Here is a 25,337-nt window from a genome sequence, read left to right on the forward strand (position 1 = left end):
GAGCGCAATGTCTGATGAACTTACCTTAACCGTAGGCGGAAAGGTCATTTCGGGGTGGACTGATGTTCGCGTCACGCGCGGCATTGAGCGCATTCCGAGCGACTTTGACATTGGGTTGACAGAACTCTTTCCCGGCGAACTCGATCAGGTCGTCGTTACGCCTGGCGATGCGTGTGTCGTGCAGATTGGTGGCGACACGGTCGTAACGGGATATGTCGATCGATACATTCCGAGCTTCGACACATACGATCATCGAATCCGCATCGCGGGCCGCGGGAAGTGTCAGGACCTCGTCGACTGTTCGGCGGAGTGGGTGAACGGCCAAATAAGCGGGGCCTCGGCGCTCGCCGTCGCTTCGAAGCTTGCGGCTCCATACGGAATCACGGCGACATGCAACGAAAGCGGGTTGCGCGTCATTCCGCAATTTAACCTGATGCTCGGTGAAACGCCTTTTGAAATCATCGATCGCGTCTCGAAATACAGCTCTCTGCTTGCCTACGAGGAGACGGACGGTAGTCTTATCCTCGCCCGCGCTAGCTCGTTGCAACACGCGACAAACCTCGAAGAGGGGCAAAACGTAGAAGGGGCGAGCGTCGAGTATTCCGCCGATCAGCGATTCCAGACCTACAAGGCTTTTCTACAGGCCATCAACACTTTCAAGGAAGGCGGCGACGGCGGAAATCTGATTGCGACGACGACCGATAGCGGAGTTTTGCGCAATCGTCAGAAGTTCATCATCGCAGAAGCTGTCGCCGGTTACATGGACGTTGCTGCGCAGCGCGCTGCGTGGGAAATGAACCGGCGCAATGGTCGTTCCGTAGTCGTGCGTGTCGTTGTCGATAGCTGGCGTGATGGGGACGGAATGCTATGGGCGCCGAACATGCTTGTATCGGTCTATCTGCCGTCGTTGAAGCTCGGCCGCAAAACGTGGCTGATTAGTGAGGTCACTTTCCGCATGGATGAGAACGGCACTCACGCTGAGCTTGTCATCATGAGTCCGGATGCCTTCGCGGTCGAGCCTACCGCTTTGCAATACGGCTTCGTCGACGGAGCGACTCTTTCGGCTCAGTAATGGAAAACGGAAATATTGCTTCTCGATTGGCGCGGCGCGTACTGCTCGCGATCGGGCGCGGTCGCGTTTCGACCTCAAATGACTCGGGTGTCGTCCAGCTTGTTCAAACGAAGTTTAACGACCTCGAAACGATTGACGACATGCCTCGCGTCGCCGAATTTGGCTTTACCTCACGCCCGCCTGACGGGTCCGATGTCCTCGCCGTCTTCATTGGCGGAGACCGATCGAATGGGGTCATCGTTGGCACGAACCATCAGGGGAGTCGACCGACTGGCCTCGCCGTCGGCGAGACGATGATATTCAGTCAGGACGGTAAGTCGGTCTATTTGACTTCGGGCGGAGGAATCATCGTCGAGGCGAAAGGTCAGGATGTCGTCGTCAATGACGCGCGAAACGTGACGTGGAATTGCTCAGGTGACTTCACGCTGAAGCTCGGCGGGAAGTTCAATGTCGTTGCGCCCGGTGGGACGAACTTCACGACGCCGACCGTTCAATCGAGCGGCGACATGCAAGACAACGTCGGGACCAATTCACACACGATGGCGCAAATGCGCACGATCTACGACGGACACAATCACATCGTGACTGGCGTACAGGCCGGATCAAGTCAGGTTACGTCGAATACGCCGACGCAGACGGAGTAAGCGCCGAGTCAGTCAACACACAAGCCCGCTGAGTGCGGGCTCTTTTTCGTCCTCACGAAATGGCAGACACAAAAACGGCATGGAATCCAACGCTAGGCCGTGGCGATTGGGTTTTATCCGGGGCGTTGCTTCAAACGGGCGACGACCTCGAAACGGCAATCCTCATCAGTCTCTTTACTGACCGTCAGGCCGCAACGGATGACGAGATTCCAGACGGAACGACAAACCCTCGCGGATGGTGGGGCGACCTCGACTCCGACACGCAAATCGGCTCGCGCCTTTGGTTGCTGAGCCGCGCCAAGCAAACAACCGAAACCCTTCAGCGCGCGAATGACTACATCGCCGAGGCACTTCAGTGGCTCATCGACGACGGCGCCGTCGCGTCCTTTGACATCTCAGTCGAATGGACTCAGACGTCGCGGCTTGGCGCGCTGATCGTCGCCCACAAGACGAGCGGGACGACAACTTCGGTTGCCTATCAATCGCTATGGAGTGCGATCACCTGACATGCCATATGCACGACCAACATTGACCGATTTACGGTCGCAAGTGGCGTCCGACATCGCTTCGAGCGTACAGGGATCGGACCCACTTCTCCGATATTCGAATCTCAAGATTACGGGTGACGCTCAGGCGGCGCTCGCCTATTTGCACTTCGGCTACATCGATTGGATCGCAAAACAGGCGGTTCCGTGGACGGCGACAGATGAATATCTCGCCGCATGGGGCGCGCTGAAGAACATCACGAAAAAGGATGCTACGGCGGCGACAGGCTCGGTGACCTTTGCGGGGTCGTCGGGCACGATCAGCGCGGGGGAGTCGTTTGTCCTAGGCGATGGCACGACGTACACGGCGACCTCGTCTGGGACGATGGCGGCGGGGAGTGTGACCGTGACGGCTCAGGCGGCGGTCGCGGGCGCTGCCGGGAACTGCGCGGCGGGTGTTGTCATGACGCTCGCGACAGCCATTCCCGGTATCCAGTCAAACGGCGTTGCGGCGACGGCATTCACGGGCGGTGCCGATCAGGAGACCGACGAGGCGTTCAGTGAGCGCGTCATTGCAGCCTATCAGACCTCGCCGCAGGGCGGCGCCAAAGGAGACTACGTCACCTGGGCAACGGACGTCGCAGGCGTGACGCGCGCATGGTGCGCGCCGAGCGGATTCGGCGCCGGGACAGTTGTCGTCTATGTGATGCTCGACAATGCGAACGCGGCTCACAACGGGTTCCCGCAAGGCACAAACGGAATTTCATCGAGCGACGTATTGCCGAATGGCAATCCGCGCGGGACGGTCGCGACCGGCGATCAGTTGACGATCGCCAATGCGATCTATCCCGAGCAGCCGGTCACGCCGCTCGTCTATGTCTGCGCGCCGTTGCCAAATACGCTGAATTTCACGATCAGCGGACTCACGAGCGCGAGCACGGCGACGCGCGCCGCGGTTCAGGCGGCAATCACGGAGGTGCTCGTCTCCTACGGCGATCCCCGCGCCGGAACGATTGACCTCTCCCATATCGAGGCGGCGATTGCCGCGGTATCGGGTACAGCGGGTTTCGTCATCACATCGATTACCGGAACGCAGGGCGGCACGACGACGCCCTATACGGGGAACATCACGTCTCTGACCGGGTATCTCCCCGTGCTCGGCGGCGTGACGTTCCCGTAAGGAGGCATCATGACGGCTCCCGTCTATTCTGCGAATGATTTCGCCCTCGCGCTACAGGCGTTGATGCCGATCGGGAAGGTCTGGCCTCGCGACGCGGACGCACTTCAATCGCAGGTTTTTAACGGACTTGCGGCGGTATATGAGCGCAGTTCTGAGCGAGCGCAAAACCTGATTTCTGATGCTTTCCCGGCAAGTACAGTGGAACTTCTGCCGGAATGGGAAAGCACGCTCGGGCTTCCCGACCCGTGCGCCGGGACTTCGCCGACGATTCAGCAGCGACGGAATCAGGTTGTCGCACGGTTCGCGAACAGCGGCGGACAGTCCGCAGCGTACTACATCAACTTTTCGCTGAATCTCGGCTACACGGTCACGGTCCGTCAATACGCGCCGTTTCGCTGTGGGCAAAGCCGATGCGGCGACTCGCTCGGCGGCGTCGATTGGTTTTACACCTGGGCGATACACGCTCCGCTCAACACGGTTACGCGATTCAGGGCTGGGAGTTCCACAGCGGGCGAGGCGCTCGCTACTTGGAATAACAAAGTCCTCGAATGTGAGCTTTCTTCAGTTTCGCCCGCGCATACCTACCTATTGTTCCAATACTCGTAAGGACATCGAATGTATCAGATTGATGTTTCGACCGCGGCAAGCACGCAGCCTGCTTCGACCGCGCTCGGGACGACCGGCTATTTCACTGACGGCAATGCGGCAACCGGTGTTGCTGCGACGGTAGTCCCGGCTGAGTTCTTGAACGCACTCATGCTGGAAATCATGAATGCCATTACGGGGGCGGGTCTCGCGCTCTCGAAGTCGTCGTTCAATCAGCTATACACAGCGATTAAGACGATCGGTCAATCCGGGTCGTCGAATTATGCCGCAGACTTCGGTGTCGCGAATGCTTATGCAGCGACCTACAGTCCGACGGTGTCTTCGCCGTCAGACGGTATGGCCCGCACGTTCAAAGTCAAGACGACGAATACGGGAGCGTCGACGTTCATCCTTGACGGCTCGGGTACGTCTTACCCGATCTATGGGCTCAATGGCGCCGCGTTGCAGGGGGGCGAATTGACGGCAAACGGGATCGCCGTCATTCGATTTAATTCGTCGCTATCGTCTTCGGGAGCTTGGGTCCTGTATCACTGCGGCGCGTCTCCGATGCAGGTCGCGCCCGCGACGCAGAGTCAGCATGCAGTCCAACTCGCCCAAGCACAGTCGATGGGGGCGCTGGTAGGCGGGCAAGGCATCACTGCGTATCTCTCAACGGCTGGCACAAGCGTTCAGTTCGCGATCCAGCAAGTTTTGATGGCTTCGAGTATTGGTGGCGCGCGTCAGATCATTGGGGGTGTTTCGCCTACGCTCAATATTGCGACGGTCGGGGCGAATGGGATGGACACGGGGTCGGCGCCTGTGAGTGGAGCGCTCGCTGTTTATGCGATTTATAATCCAGCGACGCAAACAACCGCAACTCTTGCGCAATCGGTTGGAAGCGCGCCATCGCCTGTATATAGCGGTGCAAATATGCCCGCAGGCTACGTCGATTCGGCGCTTATTTCGATTCTGAGTACGAACGCTAGCGGCCAAATCACGCCGTTCGAACAAAAGAATCGAAAGATTTTCACGGCCCGCGCAGGTGTATTTGGCACCACGACGAACGGCGGAACTACGTGGCATCAGCAAAGCTTCGGCGGCTTCGCCCCGCCTGGAGCTTTGACCATTACGGGCGACTACAATGCAACCGCAACCTCGTCGAGCAATCCTGTCTTTAATATGGGAGTGGGTTCGGACACTAACGGCATCGGCAATCAAACGACGAATTCGACGTTCCCTTCCGGGTGTGGCCCCTCAGCGCCGTTCATTGACATTGCGTGCGATACGAGCCGAAACCTGTATCTCTATTACAACGTTACTGGCTCTCCAACTGCGGTGAATTTTTCGTTCTTCGCGAGCGCGTACACGTTCTAAGGAATTCAGATGGCAAGTGCAGAAAATGTCGCTTTCTTAGACTCTACGGAAACGGTTATCGTTGCGTGGAGTCTCGCCCCTATTGTGGATAAAACGACCTATCCGAACATCGGCACCGTGCTGACGGACGACGCGCGATATAAGTCGTTCTATGATAGCTTCCCAGCCATGCAAGCCGCGATGCCAGCACCTTCTGGATCATGACCGCGGCGCGCGCCTATTGCAGCATTGCCGCAACGATTGGCTGAAGCGTTTTGAAGTATTGCTGCTCCTTGGACGCGTAGCCAGCATCAGACGGATGGATGCAATCAGGCTGAAGGTAGGTTTCCCACCAATTTTGAATCGGAAACCATGCCTCGTAATTCGGAAGCACTGAAACACCCATCTGGTTTCCGGTCTGATCCATCGCCAGCACGAAGCTCATATCATCACGCTTGGCAATGTTGTTCGGACAAAGCGGATTTGGCTCCTGCAAGATTGGGCGCGCGCCCGCCGCCTGTACAAACTGAATCCACTGAATAAGGTTCGTCTTGTAAGTAGCTAGGTCGTAATTGTTGTAGTCGTTTATCTCGCTGTTGGTCAACACAATATCCGGTTTGACTGTGGCAAGGCGCTCAGCGAGCGTGCCCTTGCCTGCATAGTTCTGACCGGAAATGTCGTTTGCCAGCGTTGATCCCGAAGCGGTCTTGTCTACGATCGTCACCCGGCCAGCGCCGAAGGCTGCGTCCATATCGCGTTGCATGAGTACAGCAGGATTGTTGGGGATTTGGTTGGGAATCTGTGGGACTTCAGTGGGATTGAAGCCAAGATTCGTGCTGTCTCCATCCAGCATGATGATAAGAGTCTTTGGCGCCTTGTCAGGTTGCGTCGCCGCCGTTGTTAATGCGGATTGGGTCGGGCTTCCGCCGCCGCCGCCACATCCGCTGCATGCCAATACGAGCATTCCCAAGAAGGATGCGATCGCCCCGCGCGCCATTTGTTTTCCCATTCTTTTGTATAACGTGGCGCGATTGTACACGTCGCTAGGCGAGGGGATTACTCTCGTTCGTCGGTATCCGCTGAAAGGTCGATGACCGCCCCAAGCTTCCGCATGCGCTGAAGTACGCGCTCGATCGTTGAGGGTTCCAATTCCAATTGCGCCATCGCAAAGAACAGGACATGCGGGCTGATTCCCTGTGGATCGGGACCGCCTGTGTACTTGCGCCAGTGTCTGCCGCCCGATAAGCCGAAGAGTTTTGCCATCTGGGCGCTGGATAGACCAAGTTCTTCCTTGAGGCGCGCTAGCTCGTCTGCGGTGGGTGGTTGATAGAGCATGTCGTGGTTGCCAAGTGCCAAGAAAGGCACGGAAAAATTTTTTCATTGTGTCCTCATCGGATGGAGGGCCGCGCATACGCGCAGCCGCTATCCATAAAGCTAGGCCTAATCGGCCTAAGTGTCAAGAGTAATCAATCGCCGCCCACTTGGCGGCTTTTTTATGGGATTCCGGATGGATACAACGGCAATGGCCGAAGTCGGATGCGCGCTTTTCAGCGCGCTCGGCGGTGTATTCGCGTACCTGTGGCGTCGCTCCGAGGGGCAGCGAGACAAGGCGATTCAGTTGCACGGGGACGCGATTTCAAATCTGAAGGAGTCGCAAAGCGCCTTCGAACTCTTCGCGGCGCGTACATACGTGACGAGTCACACGCTCGAAACGGCAATCGGCAACTTCAATCGTGCGGTCGAAGCGATTTTCCAGAAGCTCGACAAGATCGACGACAAGCTCGACAAAAAGGCGGACAAGCCGTGATCGTAAGTGCCTCTTTGCTAGTCGCATGCGGTGCGAGCAAGGCCGACGCCGCGAACTATGCTGTTCCGCTGCGTGCAGCGTGTGACCGCTACAGCATCAATACGCCACAGCGGCTAGCGGCCTTCCTTGCTCAGATCGGGCATGAGTCGGCGTCTCTCTCGTCGACGTCGGAGTCGTTCAACTATGCGATTCCCGCCCTGATGGCGACCTTTCCTCGCGCGATGCCGTTTGCTCTCGCGAGCAAGTACGGGCGTCAGCCAGGTGAAAAGGTGGTCCCGCTCGATCGGCAAAAGCAGATCGCCTCGATTGTCTACGCGAACAAGTACGGCAACGGGCCGACGGAAAGCGGAGACGGGTGGTCGTTTCGCGGGTCGGGGCTGATCCAGACGACTTTCAAAGCGAATTTCGAGGAGGCGGGGCACGACATCGGCGTCGACCTCGTCGCCAATCCCGACCTCCTCCGGAGCGATCCGCAGACGGCGGCGCTCGCCGCGGGCTTCTACTGGATCAATCACGGACTCAACGCGCTCGCAGACAGCGGCAACTTTGACGCCGTGACCCGCCGCATCAATCCCGCAATGGCGGGCAAGCCGGATCGCGACGCGCGTTATGCGGTCGCTCGAAAGGCGCTCGGGCTCTCGTAACCTCTATTTCGCCGCGCTGCGGCTTCTCCCCATGCAGATCGCACACGAACACGAACAGCGGGAAACGATCGTCATTGATCGGTTTTACCCGGACCATCCGCCGCGGACCGAGTCGTCGCTCTTCCGGTGCACGAAACATCACCTGATCCATGACCTCGATACGCCGTGTTTCGCGTGCGGGACGAAGGAGGGCCGCGAGGTCCATCACTTCCATGCCGAATGGGCTGATGCGAACGGAATCGACTGGGACAAGATGCGCCGTCTACATCCGGCCTTCGACTGGGCGAACTACCGGGAGCCGACGGACTTCATCGACAGCGAATACAACATGATGGTCCTCTGCGCGAAACACCATCGCGGCAAGGATCACGGCATCCATATGCTTCCGTTCCCCCTGTGGCAAATGCAGGTCAACAAACGCGCGGACTTCGTTTTCTCGCCCGACGAAGCGCCGACCATTCACTAAAGGAGCTGACATGCTCGAAAAACTGAGGAAGCTCGGGGAGCTAGTGACGGGCGACGATAACAAGACAATCGAGCCCGCGTATACGTGGTCGGCTGTCGTGATCGTCGTCGGTCTTGGGCTCGAAGTGTTCAGCGTCGTAACCGGAAAGCCGTTCGACTTTCAGGCTTACGGTATCGGCGCCGTGGGATTGCTCGGCGGGCTCGGCCTGTCGGCGAAAATCGGGAAGTAAGGGAGGAGTATGCAATTCACGCTTATAGCGAAGCTCGCCGCGATCGGTGCGCTCGCTCTCGCGTTGCTTGGGCTCGGCGCATATGGCGCGTCGAGGCACTATGCGCCGATCGTCGCGGGGCTCAATCAGCAGCTTGGCAAGGCTAGTCAGGCGATCGCCGACGATCAGGCCGCGTTCGGCACGCTGAAGAGTGCTGCTGAGCTTCAGAACACGTCGATCCTCGCCCTCCAGAAGGAGGCAGACACGCGGGCCGCGCAAGCCGCGTCAGCCGTCGCAGCGGCGGACGCACAGAACGTGTCACATCAGAGTCGCGCCGCGGTGCTACTCGCCAGCAAGCCCGACGCAGCCTCGGACGTGTGCGCCGCAGCGTCGGCACTCATCGACGCGCAAATCAAGGAGGATCGGAAATGAAGATGATGCTCGCGGCATGTGCCGTCGCGATCATGCTGTCGGCGTGTCAGACGGCTCCCCAATCCTACGCGCCCGCTCCGGTTGTGACTCAGGTCGACAAAGCCGTCCCGGTGCCGTGCAAGGTCGGGGAAGTGCAAAAACCTGATTTCGCTTTCGACAGTCTCGCGCTCGGCGCCGACATTTACACGCAAGCGAAGACGCTGCTCGCTGACCGCGAGGAGCGCAAAGGCTACGAGGGAAAGCTCGAAGCCGCCGTCAAGTCGTGCCAGTAACAAAGCGCCCGCTCGGTCCTTCGGGATCGGCGGGCGCTTTTTTGCGTTTGTCCGGTCGTGTTGAGGTCGCGGCTATATATACTGTGTTTTTATACAGTATCGTATCCCGGCCATGCCGCATAGACCTCCACTCTCAGCCGATCGCCTCGCGCAAATTTGGGACGAGACTCCGTCTCCTGTCGTCCTTGAGTTGCTTTGGGAAATCCATCGCTTGCGCGCGACTATCTCCCGCGCAAATCAGATTCGCGCCTTTCTCGGGCCGGGTGGGAGCGGCGTCGTCCCGTCTTCGGTCTGGAGTTGCTTCGAGCGCGAGTTAGACGCCGAACCGTGCTTGACTGATAAGGCGACTCCTCGTCAGCAAGCCCTCATTGACCGGGTTGTGAATCGCCGTCGCGAGCGTGCCGAGTAACGTTCGGTGCTCACTGTTTCTCTACTGTTATTTCATGAGAGAATTCCGCGCCAAGGTTTTGAAATTAAAAGGATTTCTCTTTTACTTTGGTCCGATCCATCATCGGTGCGACGGACACGCGGCGGGGACTGGCGATACGGTGGGTGGACATGGCGAATCGGTGCGCGAGAAGCGCGGCAAGCGTGGATCAACCTTCTATTTTATCGCAACCCGCCCAGCGAGTTCTCGGGCGATCCCGGCGATTTCGCACTGCGGCAAGGCGGCAGCGTGCGGCGGATTATTTACGCGAGTGCTCGCAGGCTCGCTTCCGGCGAGCTCGGCTGAACAAAAGACCCTTTTAGCGTTATGTAATCCGCAGTCTGAATTGTGCGTCGCGCCAAAAATTTCGGGGACGCTTTTAGGGTCTGTTCGGCGCTCAGGCCCGCCAGGACTGGCTGGGCCGATTGTTTACCGGGCTGGAATAGTAAATTCGGTTTATCGTGATTATTTTTTGATAGTAGGTAGATACACTGAGACTCAGTGACGCAGCTGATGGGTATCGACCTCCCGGGCGCGGCGCCATCCTCGAACCGCAATCGAACCTGATACTGGAGTCCACCATGAAGACCAAACTGATCGCAGCGCTGCTGGTCGCAGCTTCCGCTTCCATTGCCGCACCGGCTTTCGCCAGCGGTTATGGCCCGGCGCCGTACTATCGTCCGGACGTCGGCGCGCCGGCTTCGCAACGTGGCCAGAGCGCCCAGACGGTAGCCGTCGAGCGTGCCCAGCAGCAAGGCGTCGATTCGTCGTACGGCGGTGTCGCGAGCGCGGCGACGCAGTCGGGCAGCCGCAACGATCAAACGCCGCGTTCGCAGCAAGTGTTCTTCGGCCACTAATTTTCGGCCAGCGAGTTTCTCGCTGTCCGAAGCGCCGCCCACCAGTTGGGTGGCTTGGGCGCCGGGTGTCCTCAGGACCCCGGCGCTTTGCTTTGCGCGCGGATTACCCGGCGCCTGAAAAAAATCGGCCGGCGTGATAGTTTCGCGGTTCTTCTCAATCAGACGATGGAAAACGCTTCGATGGAATACCGCACTCTCGGCGACACGGACGTCAAGGTGAGCCTGATCGGTCTCGGCACGATGACGTGGGGCGAGCAGAACACCGAGCGCGAAGCGCACGAACAGATCGATTTCGCGCTCGATCGCGGCGTCACGCTCATCGATGCCGCGGAGATGTACCCGGTGCCGCCGCGCCCCGAAACGCAAGGACAGACCGAGCGTTTCATCGGCACGTGGCTCGCCCGTCATCGCGCGGCGCGCGATCGCATTGTGCTCGCGACCAAGATGACGGGCCCGGCGCGTCAGCCGCACAATCCACGCCATATCCGTGGCGAGGGCAATCAGTTCGACCGCAAGAACCTGACCGAAGCGCTCGATGGCAGCCTCGCGCGCCTGCAGACCGATTACGTCGATCTCTATCAATTGCACTGGCCCGACCGCAGCACGATGACGTTCGGCCGCAACGCCTATCCATGGGTCGACGATGCTTACACGGTGCCGATCGAGGAGACGCTCGCCGTGCTCGCGGATTTCGTGAAGGCGGGAAAGGTGCGCCATATCGGCGTGTCGAACGAAACGCCCTGGGGCGTCGCGCGATTCCTGCGCGCCGCCGAAAAGCTGGGGCTGCCACGCATCGTCAGCATCCAGAATCCGTATAGCCTCCTCAATCGCACGTTCGAAAGCGGGCTGTCCGAGTTTTCGCATCACGATGGCATCGGCCTGCTCGCTTACTCGCCGCTCGCGTTCGGCTGGCTCTCGGGCAAGTACGAGGGCGGCGCGCGGCCCGAGGGGGCGCGCATTACGCTGTTCGAACGCTTCCAGCGCTACAGCAAGCCGCAGGCGGTGGCGGCGACGTCGCGCTATGTGGCGCTCGCGAAAGAGCTTGGGCTGTCGCCCGCGCAACTCGCGCTCGCGTTCGTCAACAGCCGGCCGTTCGTGACGAGCAACCTGATTGGCGCGACTTCGATGGCGCAGTTGAAGGAGAATATCGACAGCGTCGATGTCACACTCTCGCCCGAGGCGCTCGCGCAGATCGACGCGCTGCACGAAGCGCAGCCCAACCCCGCACCTTGAATTTGGCTTGATCAAGCATTGTGTGTGCTGGCATCATGCGGCGCGCGCTGCCCGGTTCCATCGGGTTTTGTCCGATGTTACCGATGGGCGCGCCTTGCTTGACCCGCTCGACCCGGATCATCCGACCCCGAGCCCCTTAGCGGAGTATCACTACAATGACCAGCGCACGCGACGCACAACCACCCCAATCGCCGCCCTCGTGGGGCTGGCCCCTTTTTATTCTGCTGGCTGTTGCCGGCCTGTTCTATGTGAAGTGGTTCCCGTATTACCACCGCGCATTCACGGCCGAGGCCACGCATTCGATCGGCAAGTCCATCCTGATGGGCGGCGCGGCGAGTGCGCCTGAGCCGTCGTTCACGGCCGCGCTCGACTATGCCCTGGCCTACGGCAAGGCGATCTGGCAGGCGATGGTGCTGGGCCTGCTGCTCGGCTCGGGCGTGCAGGCGCTGTTGCCGGCGCAGTGGATTGCGCGAGCGCTGGGGCGCCACGGGTTCGGCAGCGTCGCGGCGGGCGGTTTGCTCGCGGTGCCCGGCATGATGTGCACGTGCTGTGCGGCGCCTGTCGTGGCGGGGTTGCGCGCGCGCAATGCGTCGCCGGGCGGGGCGATCGCGTTCTGGCTCGGCAATTCGGTGCTCAACCCTGCAACGCTCGTGTTCATGGGCTTCGTGCTGGGATGGCAGTGGAGCGCGCTGCGCCTCGTGCTGGGGGTGCTGATGGTGTTCGGCCTCGGCTGGCTCGCGAATCGGCTGGTGACGCGCGAGGAGGCGCTTGCCGCCGATGTTCGGCTCGCGATGTTCGCGCAGGAGCAGGCCGAAAGCGGCAATGTGTTCGCGCGCTGGCTGCGCCTCTTCGTGCGCATGGCGGTGCGGCTCGTGCCGGAATACATCGTGCTCGTGCTGTTGCTGGGCGCGGCGCGTGCTTGGCTGTTTCCGCATATCGGGCCGGACGTTGCGAGCAGCCTCGGCTGGATCGTCGTGTTCGCGGCGGCCGGCATGCTGTTCGTGATCCCCACCGCCGGCGAGGTGCCTATCATTCAGGCGATGCTCGCGCTCGGTATGGGCGTGGGGCCGGCGGGCGCGTTGCTGATGACGCTGGCGCCCGTGAGCCTGCCGTCGTTCGCGATGCTGGCCGGCTCGTTCCGGGTGCGTACGCTGGCGCTGGTGGGCTCGGTGGTCGTGCTGTTCGGCGTGGTGGCGGGACTGGCGACAGTCGCGCTGGGGTTTTAGGGTTTGCCGTTAGCACTTATTAGCGCGCATCGGCGTGAACAGGCCCTAAGATAAGAGACACGCATCAACGGTGGATTGCCGGCCGGCCGGCCAGCCGGCTGGCTATCCGCACACAATTCCGCGCAAAATCCGCACAGAACAGGGCTGCGGCCCAGGAACCGCCATGGCAAAGCAAAAGACGAATCCGAAACTCGAACAGGCCCTGACGCGGGGCGACCTCGCCATCCGGCAGGCTAATTCCGCTCGCGCAACGGCGGTTTTGCGCGCGCTCGGCAAGATGATCATCGAGGCGTCGGCGACCATCGGTGTCGAGGCGCACACGTCGATTCCCGATGGCGATCGCATCTACGATCCCGCCGACGGCCTCTGGCCGCAGCAGTTGCTGATTTCGCTCGATGGCCCGGTCGAGGACTCGGACCCGGAAGAGATCCGCACGATTCGCCTGCTTGCGCAGTCGCAGTCCACGCAGTTCCGCGTCGAATGGCATCGCGCTGACGGCAAGATCGGCCGCCAGGAGGGCGGCCCGTTCGCGACCGTCGCGTTCATTTCGGATGTCGACATCCCTTGGGGCGACGACGAAGACTGAGCTTCCTTCGAACGAACTGCCTGCGCGTTAGCGCATCATGCGCCGCCTGAACAGGATCGAGGCGATGCCGAAGGGCACCACCACGTAGAACATGAGTACGGCGAGATGCAATCCCGCGTGCTCGATCGGGCGCCCGAGCATGGCAGGGCGGATCAGCTCGACGGCGTGCGCGAGCGGCAGCATCAGCGTGACGTGCCGTGCGGCGGCGGGCAATTGCGCGATCGGAAAGAACACGCCGGAAAGCAGCAGCATCGGCGTGAGCACGAGCGTCTGATAGAACATGAAGAAGTCGTAGGACGGCGCGAGCGCGGTGACGATCATCGCGCAGCTCGCGAACGCGAGGCCCGCGAGCGCGATCACGGGCAGCGCGAGCAGCATCGACGGAAAGTTCGCGTAGCCGAGCAGGCCCGCCACGATCATGATGGCCGCGCCCGAGAGCACCGACTTGCTGGCGGCCCAGACCACCTCGCCGAGCACCACGTCGCCGAGCGAGAGCGGCGTGTGCATGATCGCTTCCCACGTGCGCTGCACGTGCATGCGCGAGAAGCCCGAGTACATCGACTCGAAGCTCGCCGACATCATCACCGAAGACGACACCGTACCCGCCGCGAGAAAGGCAATGTACGAGACGCCGTCGACGTGGCCGACCATCAGCCCGAGTCCGAAACCCAGACCGAACAGATAGATCATTGGATCGGCGAGATTGCCGAACATCGAGGCGATCGCCAGCTTGCGCCAGACGAGATAATTGCGCCGCCACACGGCGATCCAGTGGGTTGCGTTCGACGGCAGCGCCGCGCGTGGCTCGCGCATGGGCGACTGGGCAGGGCGCGTGGGCGGCGGGGTTTGCGTGCGGGTCTGCATAGTGGCGATGTTAATCCTGCATCTCGCGGCCCGTGAGCCGCAGGAACACGTCTTCAAGATTCGCAGGCCGATGCAGATAGCGCAAATCCGAGCGATGGCGCAGAAGCGCATGCACGGGCGCGGCTTCGTCGACATAGCAGAAGAGCGTTTCGCCACTGATCTCCGTGCGCTTGGCGAGTGGCGCGAGTTCGTCGCGCAGCGCCACCGGGTCCGGTCCGTAGACCTCGATCACGTCGCAGCCGATTTCCGATTCGATCAGCGCCTTCGGTGCGCCCTCGGCGATCTTGCGGCCTTCCTCGATTACGCAGACGCGATTGCAAAGCCGTTCGGCCTCCTCCATGAAATGCGTCGTGAGGAGAATCGTCTTGCCGCGCGCGAGCAGCGAGCGCAGCCGCTCCCAGATCAAATGGCGTGCCTGAGGGTCGAGGCCGGTAGTGGGTTCGTCCATCACCAGCACGTCGGGGTCGTTGACGAGCGCGCGCGCAAGCGTGAGACGCCGGCGCATGCCGCCGGAAAGCTCGCCGACGCGCGCATCGGCCTTGCTTTCCAGACGCGCGAATTCGAGCAGCGGCGCTACGAGCGCGCGCGTTTCGCTAGCCGAGAGCCCGAAGTAGCGGCCGAACACGAGCAGGTTCTCTCGCACCGTGAAATCGGGATCGAGATTGTCGAATTGCGGCACGACGCCCACGCGCGCTCGCGCATGGCGTGCCCGTGCGGGCACGGGTTCGCCGCACAGGCTGATGCGACCGGCATCGGGCGAAACGATGCCGAGCAGCATGCGCAGCGTGGTGGTCTTGCCCGCGCCGTTGGGGCCGAGGAGCCCAAAGCATTCGCCAGGGACGACATCGAACGACAGGCCGTTCACGACTGTCTTGTCTCCGTAGTGCTTGATGACCTGCTCGAATTCGATGGCGGGCATGGTTAGGCGGCTGTTGCACGTTGCAAGGCGGCCTATTATAGGGCGTAGGGCGTTTCCCTCCCCATGCCGTTGCACCATCCATGTGCACGCAAACCTGGCGTTTTCCAGCCCTTGCGTGTCGAATTGCGGCGCACCATCATGTGAGAGTGACCTGCGTTTCCACGCGGGTGGGGAGAATCGATCATGGCGAGCTACAAGAAAATTCTGCTTTGTTACGACGGCTCGCGCGAAGGCCGCAAGGCGCTGCGTTGCGGCGCGGATCTGGCGTTGGACCTGCAAGCGGAGACTCATCTGCTTTCGGTGGTCGACATGCGCTCGACGATCGCGCAAAGCGCGGGCTTGCTCACCGACGTGGCGTGTGGGCGCTTTGAGGAAACGGCGCGCGAGATTCTGCAGGAAGGCGTGGACTGGCTGACTGAACGCGGCGTGCGTGCGCAGGGCCACTTCGCGTTTGGGCATCCCATCGACGAGATTGCGAATCTCGCCAATGAGTTGCACGTCGATCTCGTAGTGGTGGGGCATCGCTGCCGCACCGGACTTTCGCGCTGGTGGATGGGCGCGGGCAATACGCCGCTGCTCGACCGCGTGACGTGCAGCATTCTCGTGGCCTGCTCTTCGGCTGCCGAGGAAAAACAGCAACAGCAGGCGGCGGCTTAGCCGCTTCCAGTCGCTTCTGGGCGCTATTCCAGCGCCCAGGCGATCACCGAAGCGGCGGAGTCACCACGTAGATGGCTCGCCGCAATTCTCGCGGTTCCTGCAGTTTCCTACCGTTATCTCAATACGGCTGGCTCAGTTCGACGCGTTCGCGCCGCTGCCGATATTCGGCTCGTTCAATTCCACCGCGGCGAGCTTCCACGAAAACAACCCATGACGCTGCAGGATGGCGGCATAGCGCTCGCCGCCATTGCCACTGCTGCCGCGTTGCCACGTGACGGCGAACGTGTTCAGACTGCGATAGCCCGCCGAGGTTTGCGCGCGCGGCTGCGGAGATTGCGCCTGTGCCGGCGGATTGCCGGGCGCGGGCGGCAATCCGCCCTGCTGTGAGGACGGTGACGATGGCGGCGCTTCAGACGGCGGCACAGGCGCAGGCCGTTCTCCCGGCTTGCCGGTCGGTGGCATGCCGCTGAGCAGCGCGGCCACGCCTTCAGGCGTGGCATACGCGTCCACGAGCGGGCCGATCAGCGCATTGCCGATCATGGCGCCGAACAGCATGAGCGGATTGCTGGCGTGCGCGGCCTCCATGCGTTGTTGCAGCATCTCGCCAACCTGCTGCTTCAAGCTCGCGCGCAGCGCCGGGTAATCGACGTATTCGCGCAGTGCAGCCGCGTCGCGTGCGTCGGCGGCTGCCTTGAGATTGTTCAAGGCGATGTACGGCGATGCGTAGCCGTAGCCCACTGCGGCCACGATCGCAACCGCTGCGACGGCGATTGCGACGGGCTTTTTCCAGCTTGATGATTTGCGCGGATACGTTTGGGTATCAGTCATTGGCTAATGCAACCCCGAGATGTTCAATCAGGGTGTTGACCGCGCGCAATCAAAAACGATCCCACTTTTGTTGATTACTTTGCCAGCGCAACCGGCACGTCGGCTTGCTGTTCCGCGATGCAGCGGTCGATGGCGCGACATACTGCCTCCATCGTGCCCACCATGATGAGCCGCGACTGGCCGTGATAGACGCGCACCGGTGCGCGGCGGTCGGGCTGCTCGGTATTCAGCGTGCTGTTGAGCGAAACGCGCGCGAAAGCCGGCTGCGCCGAAGGCAGCGCGGGCGCTTCATCTTCTCGCTCGATGTCGTCGAAAAGCGAGCCATTGACCGGATAGCCGCGCTGAAGACCGAGGGCGGCCGCCGAGGCGCGCGCCTCGCGCATGGCGCACGAGGCAATCCCGCGCAGATGACGCAGGCGGCCGAATTGACGGAAGGGCAACAGGCGGGCAAGGCGTTCCATGACTCTCTCCAGAAAATGCGCAGAAAATGCGCAGGCGGAATTATCAGAATTCGGTGGGACGGATCAGACCAACGGCAATGCCTTCGAGCGCGAAATCCGCGCTGCCGGCCGCGACGAAAATATTCTCGTAGTCAGGGTTCTCCGCGATCAGCTCGATGCCGTTGCGCTGCCGCTTCAGGCGCTTCACGGTGACGTCGTCGCCAAGTCGGGCCACGATGATCTGGCCGTCCTTCGCTTCGCTTTTCTTTTGCACGGCGAGCAGGTCGCCGTCGAGGATGCCCGCGTCGCGCATGGACAGACCGCGCACTTTGAGCAGGTAGTCGGGCCGGCTGGAAAAGAGCGCGGGGTCGCAGGTGTAATTCTGCGAAATGTGCTCTTGCGCGAGGATCGGACTACCCGCCGCGACGCGGCCCACGAGCGGCAGCGATAGCTGCATGAGGCCCGCGTGCGGCAGCGTGAATTGATGCGGCAGATCGCCGGGACCGGGTACGAGGCGGATGCCGCGCGATGCGCCCGCAGCCAGCTCGATCACGCCTTTGCGCGCCAGCGCCCGCAGATGTTCCTCTGCCGAGTTTGCCGAGCTGAAGCCTAGTTCGGCAGCGATTTCGGCGCGCGTGGGCGGAAAGCCGGTGCGCTCGATCGCGCGGCGGATCAGATCGAAAACCTGCTGCTGTCGTGCGGTGAGTTTGGTCATGGCGCTACTGTATGTTTGAACAGGTAACTGTATTTTTATACAGTACTCGCCGCTTTTCAAGTGTTACTTGAACTTTGTTTTCTGGATGGCGTCGTGACGGCGCTTTCCCCCGCCCAGACAGGCGCAATCACAGACGAAAACATGCACAAGCGCCCAAGTCCTCCGTCCTTACCACTTTTGCGTATTAAAAAATGAGAAAACATCATTTTTAATAATGTAAGCCAATCGCTAGACTGGCCTCCATCGATTGCTGCATGGCACACGCAAACGTAAGAAAGCGCACGAAAACACACGACGGCACGGAGAAAAATCAGATGAAACAAGGCACTACGGGGCGCGCATGGTTCAGGACACTGGCGGCGAAACTGGTGATCGGCGTGGCGCCGCTCGTTGGCATGGCGGCTTTCACGCCGGCGGCTCATGCGGACACGGCGCTGCTCAACGTCTCCTACGATCCCACGCGCGAGCTGTATCAGGACATCAACGAGGCCTTCATCAAGGAGTGGAAGGCGAAGGGTGGCGAGACGCTCGCCATCAAGCAGTCGCACGGCGGCTCGGGCGCTCAGGCGCGCTCGGTGCTCGACGGGCTGCAGGCGGACGTCGTGACGCTTGCGCTCGCCTGGGACATCGACGCGCTCGCCAATAAAGGGCTGATCGCGAAGGACTGGCAAAAGCGTCTGCCCGACAACGCCTCGCCGTACACCTCGACCATCGTGTTTCTCGTGCGCAAGGGCAATCCGAAGCACATCAAGGACTGGGACGACCTCGTGAAGCCCGGCGTCTCGATCGTCACGCCCAATCCGAAGACCTCGGGCGGCGCGCGCTGGAATTACCTCGCGGCCTGGGCCTATGCGGCGCATCAGCCGGGCGGCAACGACCAGAAGGCGAAGGAGTTCATCACGAAGCTCTACAAGAACGCAGGCGTGCTCGACTCGGGCGCGCGCGGCGCGACCACGAGCTTCGTGCAGCGCGATATCGGCGACGTGCTGATCGCGTGGGAGAACGAAGCATTCCTCTCGCTCAAGGAGTTCGGGCCGGACAAGTTCGAGATCGTGGTGCCGTCGGCCAGCATTCTCGCGGAGCCGCCGGTTGCGGTGGTCGACAAGGTCGTGGACAAGCACGGCACGCGCAAGGTGGCGCAGGCGTATCTGCAGTTCCTGTATAGCGAGCAAGGCCAGGAGATTGCCGCGAAGAACTTCTATCGTCCGCGCTCGGACAAGGTGCCCGCAGCGCTCACGGCGAAGTTCCCGAAGCTCAAGCTTTACACGGTCGACGAGGCGTTCGGCGGCTGGACCAACGCGCAGAAAACCCATTTCGCGGATGGCGGCGTGTTCGATTCGATTTATCAGCCGCAATAAGCAAGCCGTAGTAAGCAGGCTGCAATAAGCAGTAGCAAGCAACGCAAACGACAAATACAAGGCGCGCCCAACGAGGCGCGCCTTTAGCCGCGGCGCCCCATCGCATGACGAGAGGTGGTCTGCGCAACCCATGTGAAGAGATAGAGCATGACGACGTTTCGATTACAGAAGCCAGGCGCGCTGCCGGGATTCGGCGTGACGCTCGGCATCACGGTGGCGTATCTGAGCCTCGTGGTGCTCATTCCGCTCGCGGCCACGTTCCTCAAGACCGCGACGCTCGATTGGGTGCAGTTCGTGCGCGCGGTGGCGTCGCCGCGCGTGATCGCGTCTTACCGCCTCACGTTTTTCTCCGCGCTTGGCGGGGCGCTCATCAACGCGGTGTTCGGGTTCCTGCTCGCTTGGGTGCTGGTGCGCTACACGTTCCCGTTCAAGCGCGTGATCGATGCGCTCGTCGATCTGCCGTTTGCGCTGCCGACCTCCGTGGCGGGCATCTCGCTTGCCGCTGTGTATGCGGGCAATGGCTGGATCGGCCAGTTCCTGCAGCCGCTAGGCCTCAAGATCGCGTTCACGCCGCTCGGCGTGCTGGTGGCGCTCACGTTCATTGGCCTGCCGTTTGTCGTGCGCACCGTGCAGCCCGTGCTCGAAGAATTCGAGCGCGAGCAGGAAGAGGCCGCTGCTTGCCTGGGCGCGTCGCGCTGGCTCACGTTCCGCCGCGTGGTGTTGCCGGCTGCATTGCCCGCGCTGCTCACGGGCTTTGCACTCGCGTTCGCGCGCGCGCTGGGCGAGTACGGCTCGGTCATCTTCATCGCCGGCAATGTGCCGATGAAGTCGGAAATCACCTCGCTGCTCATCATCACGAAGCTCGAGCAATACGACTATGCGGGCGCGACCGCGCTGGCCGTGGTGATGCTGTGCGTGTCGTTCGTCATGCTGCTTCTCATCAACACGTTGCAATGGTATTTGCAGCGGCGCACGAGCCGCCGTGCTTCGTCTCCGCGTGCAGCGAATCCGGCGCAGGCCGCTGTCGCAGGAGGTGCGCAATGAGCACGATAAATACGCGGGCCCGCAACGCGGGACATCCGAACTCCGTAACGGAAGCCCCGTGGGTACGCTGGTTTCTCACCGGCATCGCGCTGGCGTTTCTCGCGCTGTTTCTGGTGGTGCCGCTCGTCGCCGTGTTCTGGCAGGCGTTGAGCAAGGGCATCGGCTTCTATTTCGAATCGCTCGCCGACCCCGATGCGCTCGCCGCAATCAAGCTCACGCTGATCACCGCCGCGATTGCCGTGCCGCTGAATCTGGCATTCGGCCTCGCGGCATCGTGGGCCATCGCCAAGTTCGAGTTCCGCGGCAAGGCGCTGCTCACCACGCTGATCGATCTGCCGTTTTCGGTTTCACCCGTGATTTCAGGGCTTATCTACGTGCTGCTGTTCGGCGCGCAGGGCTGGCTCGGCCCCTGGCTCGCGGATCACAATGTACAGATCATCTTCGCGGTGCCCGGCATCGTGCTCGCGACGATCTTCGTGACGTTCCCGTTCGTCGCGCGCGAACTGATTCCGCTGATGCAGGCTCAGGGCACCGACGAGGAAGAAGCGGCGCATGTGCTGGGCGCCTCTGGCTGGCAGATGTTCCGGCGCGTGACACTGCCGAATATCCGATGGGGCCTGCTGTACGGCGTGATTCTCTGCAATGCGCGCGCGATGGGCGAGTTCGGCGCGGTTTCGGTGGTGTCGGGACACATTCGCGGCCAGACCGACACGATGCCGCTGCATGTGGAGATCCTCTACAACGAGTACAACTTCGCGGCGGCGTTTGCCGTGGCCTCGCTGCTCGCGTTGCTCGCGCTCGTGACGCTGGGGCTCAAGCTGCTGGCCGAGCGCCACTTGTCCGCCGAGCTGCGCGATACCGGCGACGTGCCGGCGTTCGCGGGGCCGCCGGTCATGCGCAGCGCGTCTGCGCCTCAAGGCGCAGTCAATGCGCAACAACACGCACAACACGCAGGCGCATTGCGCCGCGCGCTCGAACAGGGAGAGCTGTAAAGATGGGCATCATCGTTCGCAATCTGCAAAAGCGCTTCGGCGACTTCACGGCGCTCGACAATGTTTCGCTCGACTTTCCGGCGGGCGAATTGGTCGCCTTGCTTGGACCTTCCGGTTGTGGCAAGACCACGTTGCTGCGCGTGATCGCGGGGCTCGAATATGCCGATGAAGGCCAGGTCGTGCTCCAGGGGCAGGACGTGGCCACGGTTGGCGCACGCGAGCGCCAGGTGGGCTTCGTGTTCCAGCACTACGCGCTGTTCCGCCATATGACCGTGTTCGAGAATGTGGCGTTCGGGTTGCGCGTGAAGCCGCGCAACGAGCGTCCCTCCGAAGCGCAAATCCGTGAGAAAGTGCATGAGCTGCTCAAGCTCGTGCAACTCGACTGGCTCGCGCAGCGCTATCCGTCCGAGCTTTCCGGCGGTCAGCGCCAGCGCATCGCGCTGGCCCGCGCGCTCGCTGTGGAGCCGAAAGTGCTGCTGCTCGACGAGCCGTTCGGCGCGCTCGACGCCAAGGTGCGCAAGGAGCTGCGCAGCTGGCTGCGGCGCTTGCACGACGACCTGCACATCTCGACGATTTTCGTCACGCACGACCAGGAAGAAGCGCTCGAAGTGGCCGACCGCATCGTCGTGATGAATCATGGGCATGTGGAGCAGGTCGGCAGCCCTCAGGACGTGTACGATCATCCGCAATCGGCGTTCGTCTACGAATTCCTTGGCGCGGCGAACCGCTTGCATGGGCGCGTCGATGCGCAAGGCTTCGTGGCCGACGGCGCGGCGCAGCCGATCGCGGTGCAGGCCGGCTTCGAAGGCCCAGCGCTCGCCTATGTGAGGCCGCACGATATCGTGCTGCATCGCGAGGCCGATACGCATCGCGACGGCATTGTCGTGGACGTGCGCCGCGTGGTGACGCTCGGCGGCGCGGTGCGCGTGGAACTCGAAAGCCGTGCGGGCGGTGTGCTCGAGGCGCAGCTCGACCGCGAGACGTGGCGCGCGCTGAGCCTCGCGCCCGGCGATGGCGTGACGGCGGTGCCGCGCGGGCTGCGCGTGTTTCCCGCCTGATGATCGGCGAAAATAACGAATAACCAACAGACTATTCGACAAAGAAGCGGTTGGCAGTTCCGGAGAGAAGAACATGAATTTTCAGCAGTTGCGTTTCGTGCGTGAAGCCGTCCGGCAGAACATGAACCTGACCGAAGTGGCGAACGTGCTCTACACCTCGCAGTCCGGCGTCTCGAAGCAGATCAAGGACCTGGAGGACGAGCTCGGCGTCGACATCTTCATTCGCCGCGGCAAGCGCCTCACGGGCCTTACCGAACCGGGCAAGGCCGTGCATCAGCTGATCGAACGCATGCTGCTCGACGCCGAGAACCTGCGCCGCGTGGCGCGCCAGTTCGCCGATCAGGACAGCGGCCATCTCGTCGTGGCCACGACGCACACGCAGGCGCGCTACGCGCTGCCCAAGGTCGTGCACCAGTTCCGCGAAGTGTTTCCGAAGGTGCATCTCGCGCTGCGCCAGGGCAATCCACAGCAGATCGCGCAGATGATCATCAACGGCGAGGCCGATATCGGCATCTCGACCGAGGCGCTCGACCGTTTCCCCGATATCGTGACGTTCCCGTGCTATTCGTGGCATCACGTGGTGGTCGTGCCGAAGACGCATCCGCTGGTGGGCCGCGAGAACCTCACGCTCGAGGAGATCGCCGAGTTCCCGATCATCACCTACGACCAGGACTTCACGGGCCGCTCGCATATCGACCAGGCGTTCGCGAAGGCCGGCACGGTGCCGGACGTGGTGCTGACCGCCATCGACGCGGACGTGATCAAGACCTACGTGGAACTGGGCATGGGGGTGGGCGTGGTGGCCGCGATGGCTTACGACCCCAAGCGCGACAGCGAACTCGTGGCGCTCGACACGCAGCATCTGTTCGAGGCCAGCACGACGCGCGTGGGCCTGCGCAAGGGCGCCTTCCTGCGCCAGTACGCCTACAAGCTGATTGAAATGTTCGCGCCGCAGCTTACCGAGCAGCAGATCGCGGGCCAGTTGCGCGAGACGGTCTGAAGCAGGGGGGCCTTCATGCGGACTGTCTGGCCCGGTCGTTCTCCGGTCTTCTGTCTATTTCGGGGCGGGCGGCGATTCGCTTAGAATCGCCGCCATGAACACGCCAACTTCTCCCCAAATCGCGCCCGGCGCCCAGGCGCTGCCGCGCGTCGCCGTGCTGGCTACTGGCGGCACCATCGCGGGCTCCGCGCCCGACGCGGCCAATACCGCCGGCTATCAGGCCGGCGTGATCGGCGTGGCGCAACTGCTGGCGGCCGTCCCGGGTCTCGATGCGCTCGCGCAGATCCATGCCGAGCAAGTCGCGAGCGTCGACAGCAAGGACATGTCGTTCGCGCTCTGGAGCGCGCTCGTGCAGCGCGTGAACGAGTTGCTCGCGGGCGACGACATCGACGCCGTCGTCATCACGCATGGCACCGATACGCTCGAAGAAACCGCTTATTTCCTGCATCTCACGGTGAAGAGCCGCAAGCCCGTGATTTTGACGGCGGCCATGCGGCCTGCCTCGGCGCTTTCCGCCGATGGCCCGCTGAACCTCCTCAATGCGGTGGCGCTCGCGGCGAGCGGCCAGGCGGCCGGGCAGGGCGTGCTGGTGGCGTTCAATAACCGCATCCATTGCGCGCGCGATGTCACCAAGATCAGCACCTACGCGGTGGACGCGTTCCAGTCGCCCGAGATCGGCGCGCTGGGCTGGGTGCAGGACGGGCGGGTGGAATTCCAGCGGCGCGCGCTGCGTCCCCATACCGTGGATGCGTCCTTCAATGCGGATGTGCAATGGCCGCAGGTCGAGATCGTCACGAGCTATGCGGGCGTCTCGCGCATCGCCGTGGATGCGCTCGTGAGCGCGGGTGTGCGCGGCATCGTCGTGGCGGGCACCGGCAATGGCTCGATTCACATCACGCTGCAGCAAGCGCTTGCCGAAGTAGCGGCGCGCGGGGTCGCCGTGGTGCGCGCGTCGCGCGTGGGGTCGGGGCACGTGATGCACAACGGCGCGGCGAAGGACGATGCGCTCGGCTTCGTCTCGGCGGGCACGCTGAATCCCTACAAGGCGCGCGTGCTGCTGATGCTCGCGCTTGCGGCGGGCACGAACGAAAAGGCCGCATTGCAGCGCGTGTTCGATACGTATTGAACGGCAGGCACCATGCAAACAGGCCTTGCGGATTGCACCGCAAGGCCTGTTTCGTTTTCGTCGAGCGTGTTATTGCAGCGACGGAATCACGAGCACCTGGCCCGGATAGATCTTGTCCGGGCTCTTGAGCATCGGCGTGTTCGCCTGGAAGATGACGTCGTTCTTCGCGCCGCTGCCGTAGTACTTCTCGGCGATCTTCCAGAGGTTGTCGCCCGAGACCACGGTGTGGTGCTGCGCTTCGGGCGCGGGGTTCGTCACGCTCATCTGGTCGTCGACCTTGTCCACGTTCTGGACATTGCCGGCGGCCACCAGAATCTTTTCCTTGGTTGCCTGGTCAACGGCATTGCCCGTGACCGTGACCGTGTGCGAAACGCCGTCATAGGTCACGCCGAGGTTGTCGGCGTCGAGGCCCTGCGAGCGGATATAGGCGGCGATTGCATCGCCGGCCTTCTGGTTCAATTCGGCAAGATTCGCGGCCGGTGCAGCTGCGGATTCTGCGGCTTGGGCCGGTGCGGCGGCTGCGCCGAACAGCTTTTCGCCGGCTTCCTTGATGAAGCTGATGATGCCCATCGATCACACTCCTTACGTGCTGGGATTGATTGGGTGGCCACGCAACGGGTAGCGGCTCCACCTTGCGCCGTCTGCGTGACAGACGAATGAAAGCACGATTCTAGAAACGCGGGCGCGAAGACGTCCAGCGCTCGAGCGTAAAAGAGTGTGAAGTGCGCGGCAGGCGTTGCGCGAGAGCAGGGTGGGGAGTGCGTTGAGGAGGGAAGCGCGAGTGCGCTGAATCCAGGATGGCTGATGGAGTGTCGCAATCCGACAGGCGGACACCCGGTGATGACGTCTGACCGACCAA

At 62.0% G+C, this 25,337-nt stretch carries 32 protein-coding genes; 24 read left to right on the plus strand and 8 right to left on the minus strand.

Annotated elements, in window-relative coordinates:
- The first annotated feature begins 7 nt into the window (after window positions 1-7).
- The 7 genes from HV773_RS04125 (at window position 8) to HV773_RS04155 (ending at window position 5,544) form a co-directional block, all read left to right on the plus strand.
- Complete coding sequence (locus tag HV773_RS04125; protein ID WP_175194318.1) at window positions 8-1,072, plus strand: phage baseplate assembly protein; 1,065 nt, start codon at window positions 8-10, stop codon at window positions 1,070-1,072.
- Window positions 1,072-1,716, plus strand: a complete 645-nt coding sequence (locus tag HV773_RS04130; protein ID WP_175194320.1) for a phage baseplate assembly protein V — start codon at window positions 1,072-1,074, stop codon at window positions 1,714-1,716. Before HV773_RS04125 ends, HV773_RS04130 begins: the two co-directional genes overlap by 1 nt.
- Before the next feature lie 59 nt (window positions 1,717-1,775).
- The gene (locus HV773_RS04135) at window positions 1,776-2,222 is read left to right on the plus strand and encodes a phage GP46 family protein (protein WP_175194322.1); all 447 of its coding nucleotides are present in this window, start codon (window positions 1,776-1,778) and stop codon (window positions 2,220-2,222) included.
- Between the two features lie 142 nt (window positions 2,223-2,364).
- Window positions 2,365-3,381, plus strand: a complete 1,017-nt coding sequence (locus HV773_RS04140) for a baseplate J/gp47 family protein (protein ID WP_246282204.1) — start codon at window positions 2,365-2,367, stop codon at window positions 3,379-3,381.
- A gap of 9 nt (window positions 3,382-3,390) precedes the next feature.
- Window positions 3,391-3,987: a YmfQ family protein gene (locus HV773_RS04145; RefSeq protein WP_175194324.1), complete on the plus strand. Its 597-nt coding sequence runs from the start codon at window positions 3,391-3,393 to the stop codon at window positions 3,985-3,987.
- A gap of 9 nt (window positions 3,988-3,996) precedes the next feature.
- Window positions 3,997-5,340 carry a hypothetical protein gene (locus tag HV773_RS04150; protein WP_175194326.1) on the plus strand — a complete coding sequence of 448 codons (1,344 nt, stop codon included), beginning with the start codon at window positions 3,997-3,999 and terminating at the stop codon, window positions 5,338-5,340.
- A 9-nt stretch (window positions 5,341-5,349) separates the two neighbouring features.
- Window positions 5,350-5,544: a hypothetical protein gene (locus HV773_RS04155; protein WP_175194328.1), complete on the plus strand. Its 195-nt coding sequence runs from the start codon at window positions 5,350-5,352 to the stop codon at window positions 5,542-5,544.
- 13 nt (window positions 5,545-5,557) lie between these two features.
- Here the strand turns inward: HV773_RS04155 and HV773_RS04160 are convergent, their stop codons facing one another.
- Together HV773_RS04160 and HV773_RS04165 are read right to left on the minus strand one after the other, a co-directional pair.
- Entirely contained in the window at window positions 5,558-6,328 is a 771-nt protein-coding gene (locus tag HV773_RS04160) for an SGNH/GDSL hydrolase family protein (protein ID WP_175194330.1), read from the minus strand.
- 47 nt (window positions 6,329-6,375) lie between these two features.
- The gene (locus HV773_RS04165) at window positions 6,376-6,654 is read right to left on the minus strand and encodes an XRE family transcriptional regulator (RefSeq protein WP_175194332.1); all 279 of its coding nucleotides are present in this window, start codon (window positions 6,652-6,654) and stop codon (window positions 6,376-6,378) included.
- A 187-nt stretch (window positions 6,655-6,841) separates the two neighbouring features.
- Here HV773_RS04165 and HV773_RS04170 point away from each other — a divergent pair, with 187 nt between their 5' ends.
- The 10 genes from HV773_RS04170 (at window position 6,842) to HV773_RS04215 (ending at window position 13,477) form a co-directional block, all read left to right on the plus strand.
- Complete coding sequence (locus tag HV773_RS04170; protein ID WP_175194334.1) at window positions 6,842-7,126, plus strand: hypothetical protein; 285 nt, start codon at window positions 6,842-6,844, stop codon at window positions 7,124-7,126.
- Window positions 7,123-7,770, plus strand: coding sequence for a glycoside hydrolase family 19 protein (locus tag HV773_RS04175; protein WP_246282206.1), 648 nt, complete (start codon window positions 7,123-7,125; stop codon window positions 7,768-7,770). Before HV773_RS04170 ends, HV773_RS04175 begins: the two co-directional genes overlap by 4 nt.
- 31 nt (window positions 7,771-7,801) lie before the next feature.
- Window positions 7,802-8,236: a hypothetical protein gene (locus tag HV773_RS04180; RefSeq protein ID WP_175194336.1), complete on the plus strand. Its 435-nt coding sequence runs from the start codon at window positions 7,802-7,804 to the stop codon at window positions 8,234-8,236.
- Window positions 8,237-8,246: 10 nt separating this feature from the next.
- Window positions 8,247-8,465, plus strand: a complete 219-nt coding sequence (locus tag HV773_RS04185; RefSeq protein ID WP_175194338.1) for a hypothetical protein — start codon at window positions 8,247-8,249, stop codon at window positions 8,463-8,465.
- Between the two features lie 9 nt (window positions 8,466-8,474).
- Window positions 8,475-8,876, plus strand: coding sequence for a hypothetical protein (locus HV773_RS04190; RefSeq protein WP_175194340.1), 402 nt, complete (start codon window positions 8,475-8,477; stop codon window positions 8,874-8,876).
- Window positions 8,873-9,148, plus strand: coding sequence for a hypothetical protein (locus tag HV773_RS04195; protein WP_175194342.1), 276 nt, complete (start codon window positions 8,873-8,875; stop codon window positions 9,146-9,148). Before HV773_RS04190 ends, HV773_RS04195 begins: the two co-directional genes overlap by 4 nt.
- Window positions 9,149-10,156: 1,008 nt before the next feature.
- The gene (locus tag HV773_RS04200) at window positions 10,157-10,432 is read left to right on the plus strand and encodes a hypothetical protein (RefSeq protein ID WP_129562172.1); all 276 of its coding nucleotides are present in this window, start codon (window positions 10,157-10,159) and stop codon (window positions 10,430-10,432) included.
- 180 nt (window positions 10,433-10,612) lie between these two features.
- Window positions 10,613-11,665 carry an NADP(H)-dependent aldo-keto reductase gene (locus HV773_RS04205; RefSeq protein WP_129562171.1) on the plus strand — a complete coding sequence of 351 codons (1,053 nt, stop codon included), beginning with the start codon at window positions 10,613-10,615 and terminating at the stop codon, window positions 11,663-11,665.
- A gap of 155 nt (window positions 11,666-11,820) precedes the next feature.
- Window positions 11,821-12,891 carry a permease gene (locus HV773_RS04210; RefSeq protein ID WP_129562170.1) on the plus strand — a complete coding sequence of 357 codons (1,071 nt, stop codon included), beginning with the start codon at window positions 11,821-11,823 and terminating at the stop codon, window positions 12,889-12,891.
- A 163-nt stretch (window positions 12,892-13,054) separates the two neighbouring features.
- The gene (locus tag HV773_RS04215; RefSeq protein ID WP_129562169.1) at window positions 13,055-13,477 is read left to right on the plus strand and encodes a hypothetical protein; all 423 of its coding nucleotides are present in this window, start codon (window positions 13,055-13,057) and stop codon (window positions 13,475-13,477) included.
- 27 nt (window positions 13,478-13,504) lie between these two features.
- Here HV773_RS04215 and HV773_RS04220 read toward each other — a convergent pair whose 3' ends face one another.
- Together HV773_RS04220 and nodI are read right to left on the minus strand one after the other, a co-directional pair.
- Window positions 13,505-14,341, minus strand: a complete 837-nt coding sequence (locus HV773_RS04220) for an ABC transporter permease (RefSeq protein WP_377728876.1) — start codon at window positions 14,339-14,341, stop codon at window positions 13,505-13,507.
- Window positions 14,342-14,351: 10 nt separating this feature from the next.
- Window positions 14,352-15,260: a nodulation factor ABC transporter ATP-binding protein NodI gene (gene nodI / locus HV773_RS04225; protein ID WP_129562168.1), complete on the minus strand. Its 909-nt coding sequence runs from the start codon at window positions 15,258-15,260 to the stop codon at window positions 14,352-14,354.
- A 183-nt stretch (window positions 15,261-15,443) separates the two neighbouring features.
- On the opposite strand from nodI, the gene HV773_RS04230 reads away from it, so the two are divergent.
- Entirely contained in the window at window positions 15,444-15,917 is a 474-nt protein-coding gene (locus HV773_RS04230; protein WP_129562167.1) for a universal stress protein, read from the plus strand.
- A gap of 132 nt (window positions 15,918-16,049) precedes the next feature.
- Here HV773_RS04230 and HV773_RS04235 read toward each other — a convergent pair whose 3' ends face one another.
- The 3 genes from HV773_RS04235 to lexA all read right to left on the minus strand — a co-directional run bounded on the left by HV773_RS04235 (window position 16,050) and on the right by lexA (window position 17,900).
- Window positions 16,050-16,745 (minus strand): DUF2939 domain-containing protein, encoded by a 696-nt coding sequence (locus HV773_RS04235; RefSeq protein WP_129562166.1) that lies wholly within the window; start codon window positions 16,743-16,745, stop codon window positions 16,050-16,052.
- A 74-nt stretch (window positions 16,746-16,819) separates the two neighbouring features.
- Window positions 16,820-17,206 carry a hypothetical protein gene (locus tag HV773_RS04240; protein ID WP_162497810.1) on the minus strand — a complete coding sequence of 129 codons (387 nt, stop codon included), beginning with the start codon at window positions 17,204-17,206 and terminating at the stop codon, window positions 16,820-16,822.
- A 43-nt stretch (window positions 17,207-17,249) separates the two neighbouring features.
- On the minus strand, window positions 17,250-17,900 hold the full coding sequence (gene lexA, locus HV773_RS04245; RefSeq protein WP_035526115.1) for a transcriptional repressor LexA: 651 nt from the start codon (window positions 17,898-17,900) through the stop codon (window positions 17,250-17,252).
- Window positions 17,901-18,214: 314 nt separating this feature from the next.
- Here lexA and HV773_RS04250 point away from each other — a divergent pair, with 314 nt between their 5' ends.
- The 6 genes from HV773_RS04250 (at window position 18,215) to HV773_RS04275 (ending at window position 24,478) form a co-directional block, all read left to right on the plus strand.
- Window positions 18,215-19,258, plus strand: coding sequence for a sulfate ABC transporter substrate-binding protein (locus tag HV773_RS04250; RefSeq protein WP_129562165.1), 1,044 nt, complete (start codon window positions 18,215-18,217; stop codon window positions 19,256-19,258).
- 147 nt (window positions 19,259-19,405) lie between these two features.
- Window positions 19,406-20,302, plus strand: coding sequence for a sulfate ABC transporter permease subunit CysT (gene cysT / locus HV773_RS04255; RefSeq protein ID WP_129562164.1), 897 nt, complete (start codon window positions 19,406-19,408; stop codon window positions 20,300-20,302).
- Complete coding sequence (gene cysW, locus HV773_RS04260) at window positions 20,299-21,294, plus strand: sulfate ABC transporter permease subunit CysW (RefSeq protein ID WP_129562163.1); 996 nt, start codon at window positions 20,299-20,301, stop codon at window positions 21,292-21,294. The genes cysT and cysW overlap by 4 nt, the downstream gene beginning before the upstream one ends.
- A 2-nt stretch (window positions 21,295-21,296) precedes the next feature.
- Window positions 21,297-22,352, plus strand: coding sequence for a sulfate/molybdate ABC transporter ATP-binding protein (locus tag HV773_RS04265; protein WP_129562162.1), 1,056 nt, complete (start codon window positions 21,297-21,299; stop codon window positions 22,350-22,352).
- Window positions 22,353-22,425: 73 nt separating this feature from the next.
- The gene (locus HV773_RS04270; protein ID WP_129562161.1) at window positions 22,426-23,352 is read left to right on the plus strand and encodes a CysB family HTH-type transcriptional regulator; all 927 of its coding nucleotides are present in this window, start codon (window positions 22,426-22,428) and stop codon (window positions 23,350-23,352) included.
- A 94-nt stretch (window positions 23,353-23,446) separates the two neighbouring features.
- Window positions 23,447-24,478, plus strand: coding sequence for an asparaginase (locus tag HV773_RS04275; protein WP_129562160.1), 1,032 nt, complete (start codon window positions 23,447-23,449; stop codon window positions 24,476-24,478).
- A 69-nt stretch (window positions 24,479-24,547) separates the two neighbouring features.
- Here the strand turns inward: HV773_RS04275 and lysM are convergent, their stop codons facing one another.
- A complete protein-coding gene (gene lysM, locus HV773_RS04280) occupies window positions 24,548-25,048 on the minus strand; it encodes a peptidoglycan-binding protein LysM (RefSeq protein WP_129562159.1) in 501 nt (166 codons plus the stop codon).
- Between the last annotated feature and the right edge of the window lie 289 nt (window positions 25,049-25,337).

This window comes from Paraburkholderia caffeinitolerans (assembly GCF_902859945.1).
GTDB lineage: Bacteria > Pseudomonadota > Gammaproteobacteria > Burkholderiales > Burkholderiaceae > Paraburkholderia > Paraburkholderia caffeinitolerans.

Excerpts from the sequence above, each read along its gene's own strand:
- nodI (WP_129562168.1), bottom strand. The coding sequence starts at position 15,260 with ATGCCCGCCATCGAATTCGAGCAGGTCATCAAGCACTACGGAGACAAG.
- cysT (WP_129562164.1), top strand. The coding sequence starts at position 19,406 with ATGACGACGTTTCGATTACAGAAGCCAGGCGCGCTGCCGGGATTCGGC.
- lysM (WP_129562159.1), bottom strand. The coding sequence starts at position 25,048 with ATGGGCATCATCAGCTTCATCAAGGAAGCCGGCGAAAAGCTGTTCGGC.
- HV773_RS04170 (WP_175194334.1), top strand. The coding sequence starts at position 6,842 with ATGGCCGAAGTCGGATGCGCGCTTTTCAGCGCGCTCGGCGGTGTATTC.
- HV773_RS04275 (WP_129562160.1), top strand. The coding sequence starts at position 23,447 with ATGAACACGCCAACTTCTCCCCAAATCGCGCCCGGCGCCCAGGCGCTG.
- HV773_RS04125 (WP_175194318.1), top strand. The coding sequence starts at position 8 with ATGTCTGATGAACTTACCTTAACCGTAGGCGGAAAGGTCATTTCGGGG.
- HV773_RS04185 (WP_175194338.1), top strand. The coding sequence starts at position 8,247 with ATGCTCGAAAAACTGAGGAAGCTCGGGGAGCTAGTGACGGGCGACGAT.
- HV773_RS04190 (WP_175194340.1), top strand. The coding sequence starts at position 8,475 with ATGCAATTCACGCTTATAGCGAAGCTCGCCGCGATCGGTGCGCTCGCT.
- HV773_RS04205 (WP_129562171.1), top strand. The coding sequence starts at position 10,613 with ATGGAATACCGCACTCTCGGCGACACGGACGTCAAGGTGAGCCTGATC.
- HV773_RS04130 (WP_175194320.1), top strand. The coding sequence starts at position 1,072 with ATGGAAAACGGAAATATTGCTTCTCGATTGGCGCGGCGCGTACTGCTC.
- HV773_RS04235 (WP_129562166.1), bottom strand. The coding sequence starts at position 16,745 with ATGACTGATACCCAAACGTATCCGCGCAAATCATCAAGCTGGAAAAAG.
- HV773_RS04220 (WP_377728876.1), bottom strand. The coding sequence starts at position 14,341 with ATGCAGACCCGCACGCAAACCCCGCCGCCCACGCGCCCTGCCCAGTCG.
- cysW (WP_129562163.1), top strand. The coding sequence starts at position 20,299 with ATGAGCACGATAAATACGCGGGCCCGCAACGCGGGACATCCGAACTCC.
- HV773_RS04160 (WP_175194330.1), bottom strand. The coding sequence starts at position 6,328 with ATGGGAAAACAAATGGCGCGCGGGGCGATCGCATCCTTCTTGGGAATG.
- HV773_RS04250 (WP_129562165.1), top strand. The coding sequence starts at position 18,215 with ATGAAACAAGGCACTACGGGGCGCGCATGGTTCAGGACACTGGCGGCG.
- HV773_RS04265 (WP_129562162.1), top strand. The coding sequence starts at position 21,297 with ATGGGCATCATCGTTCGCAATCTGCAAAAGCGCTTCGGCGACTTCACG.
- lexA (WP_035526115.1), bottom strand. The coding sequence starts at position 17,900 with ATGACCAAACTCACCGCACGACAGCAGCAGGTTTTCGATCTGATCCGC.
- HV773_RS04210 (WP_129562170.1), top strand. The coding sequence starts at position 11,821 with ATGACCAGCGCACGCGACGCACAACCACCCCAATCGCCGCCCTCGTGG.
- HV773_RS04195 (WP_175194342.1), top strand. The coding sequence starts at position 8,873 with ATGAAGATGATGCTCGCGGCATGTGCCGTCGCGATCATGCTGTCGGCG.
- HV773_RS04135 (WP_175194322.1), top strand. The coding sequence starts at position 1,776 with ATGGCAGACACAAAAACGGCATGGAATCCAACGCTAGGCCGTGGCGAT.
- HV773_RS04155 (WP_175194328.1), top strand. The coding sequence starts at position 5,350 with ATGGCAAGTGCAGAAAATGTCGCTTTCTTAGACTCTACGGAAACGGTT.
- HV773_RS04145 (WP_175194324.1), top strand. The coding sequence starts at position 3,391 with ATGACGGCTCCCGTCTATTCTGCGAATGATTTCGCCCTCGCGCTACAG.
- HV773_RS04230 (WP_129562167.1), top strand. The coding sequence starts at position 15,444 with ATGGCGAGCTACAAGAAAATTCTGCTTTGTTACGACGGCTCGCGCGAA.
- HV773_RS04150 (WP_175194326.1), top strand. The coding sequence starts at position 3,997 with ATGTATCAGATTGATGTTTCGACCGCGGCAAGCACGCAGCCTGCTTCG.
- HV773_RS04215 (WP_129562169.1), top strand. The coding sequence starts at position 13,055 with ATGGCAAAGCAAAAGACGAATCCGAAACTCGAACAGGCCCTGACGCGG.
- HV773_RS04200 (WP_129562172.1), top strand. The coding sequence starts at position 10,157 with ATGAAGACCAAACTGATCGCAGCGCTGCTGGTCGCAGCTTCCGCTTCC.
- HV773_RS04165 (WP_175194332.1), bottom strand. The coding sequence starts at position 6,654 with ATGCTCTATCAACCACCCACCGCAGACGAGCTAGCGCGCCTCAAGGAA.
- HV773_RS04270 (WP_129562161.1), top strand. The coding sequence starts at position 22,426 with ATGAATTTTCAGCAGTTGCGTTTCGTGCGTGAAGCCGTCCGGCAGAAC.
- HV773_RS04180 (WP_175194336.1), top strand. The coding sequence starts at position 7,802 with ATGCAGATCGCACACGAACACGAACAGCGGGAAACGATCGTCATTGAT.
- HV773_RS04240 (WP_162497810.1), bottom strand. The coding sequence starts at position 17,206 with ATGGAACGCCTTGCCCGCCTGTTGCCCTTCCGTCAATTCGGCCGCCTG.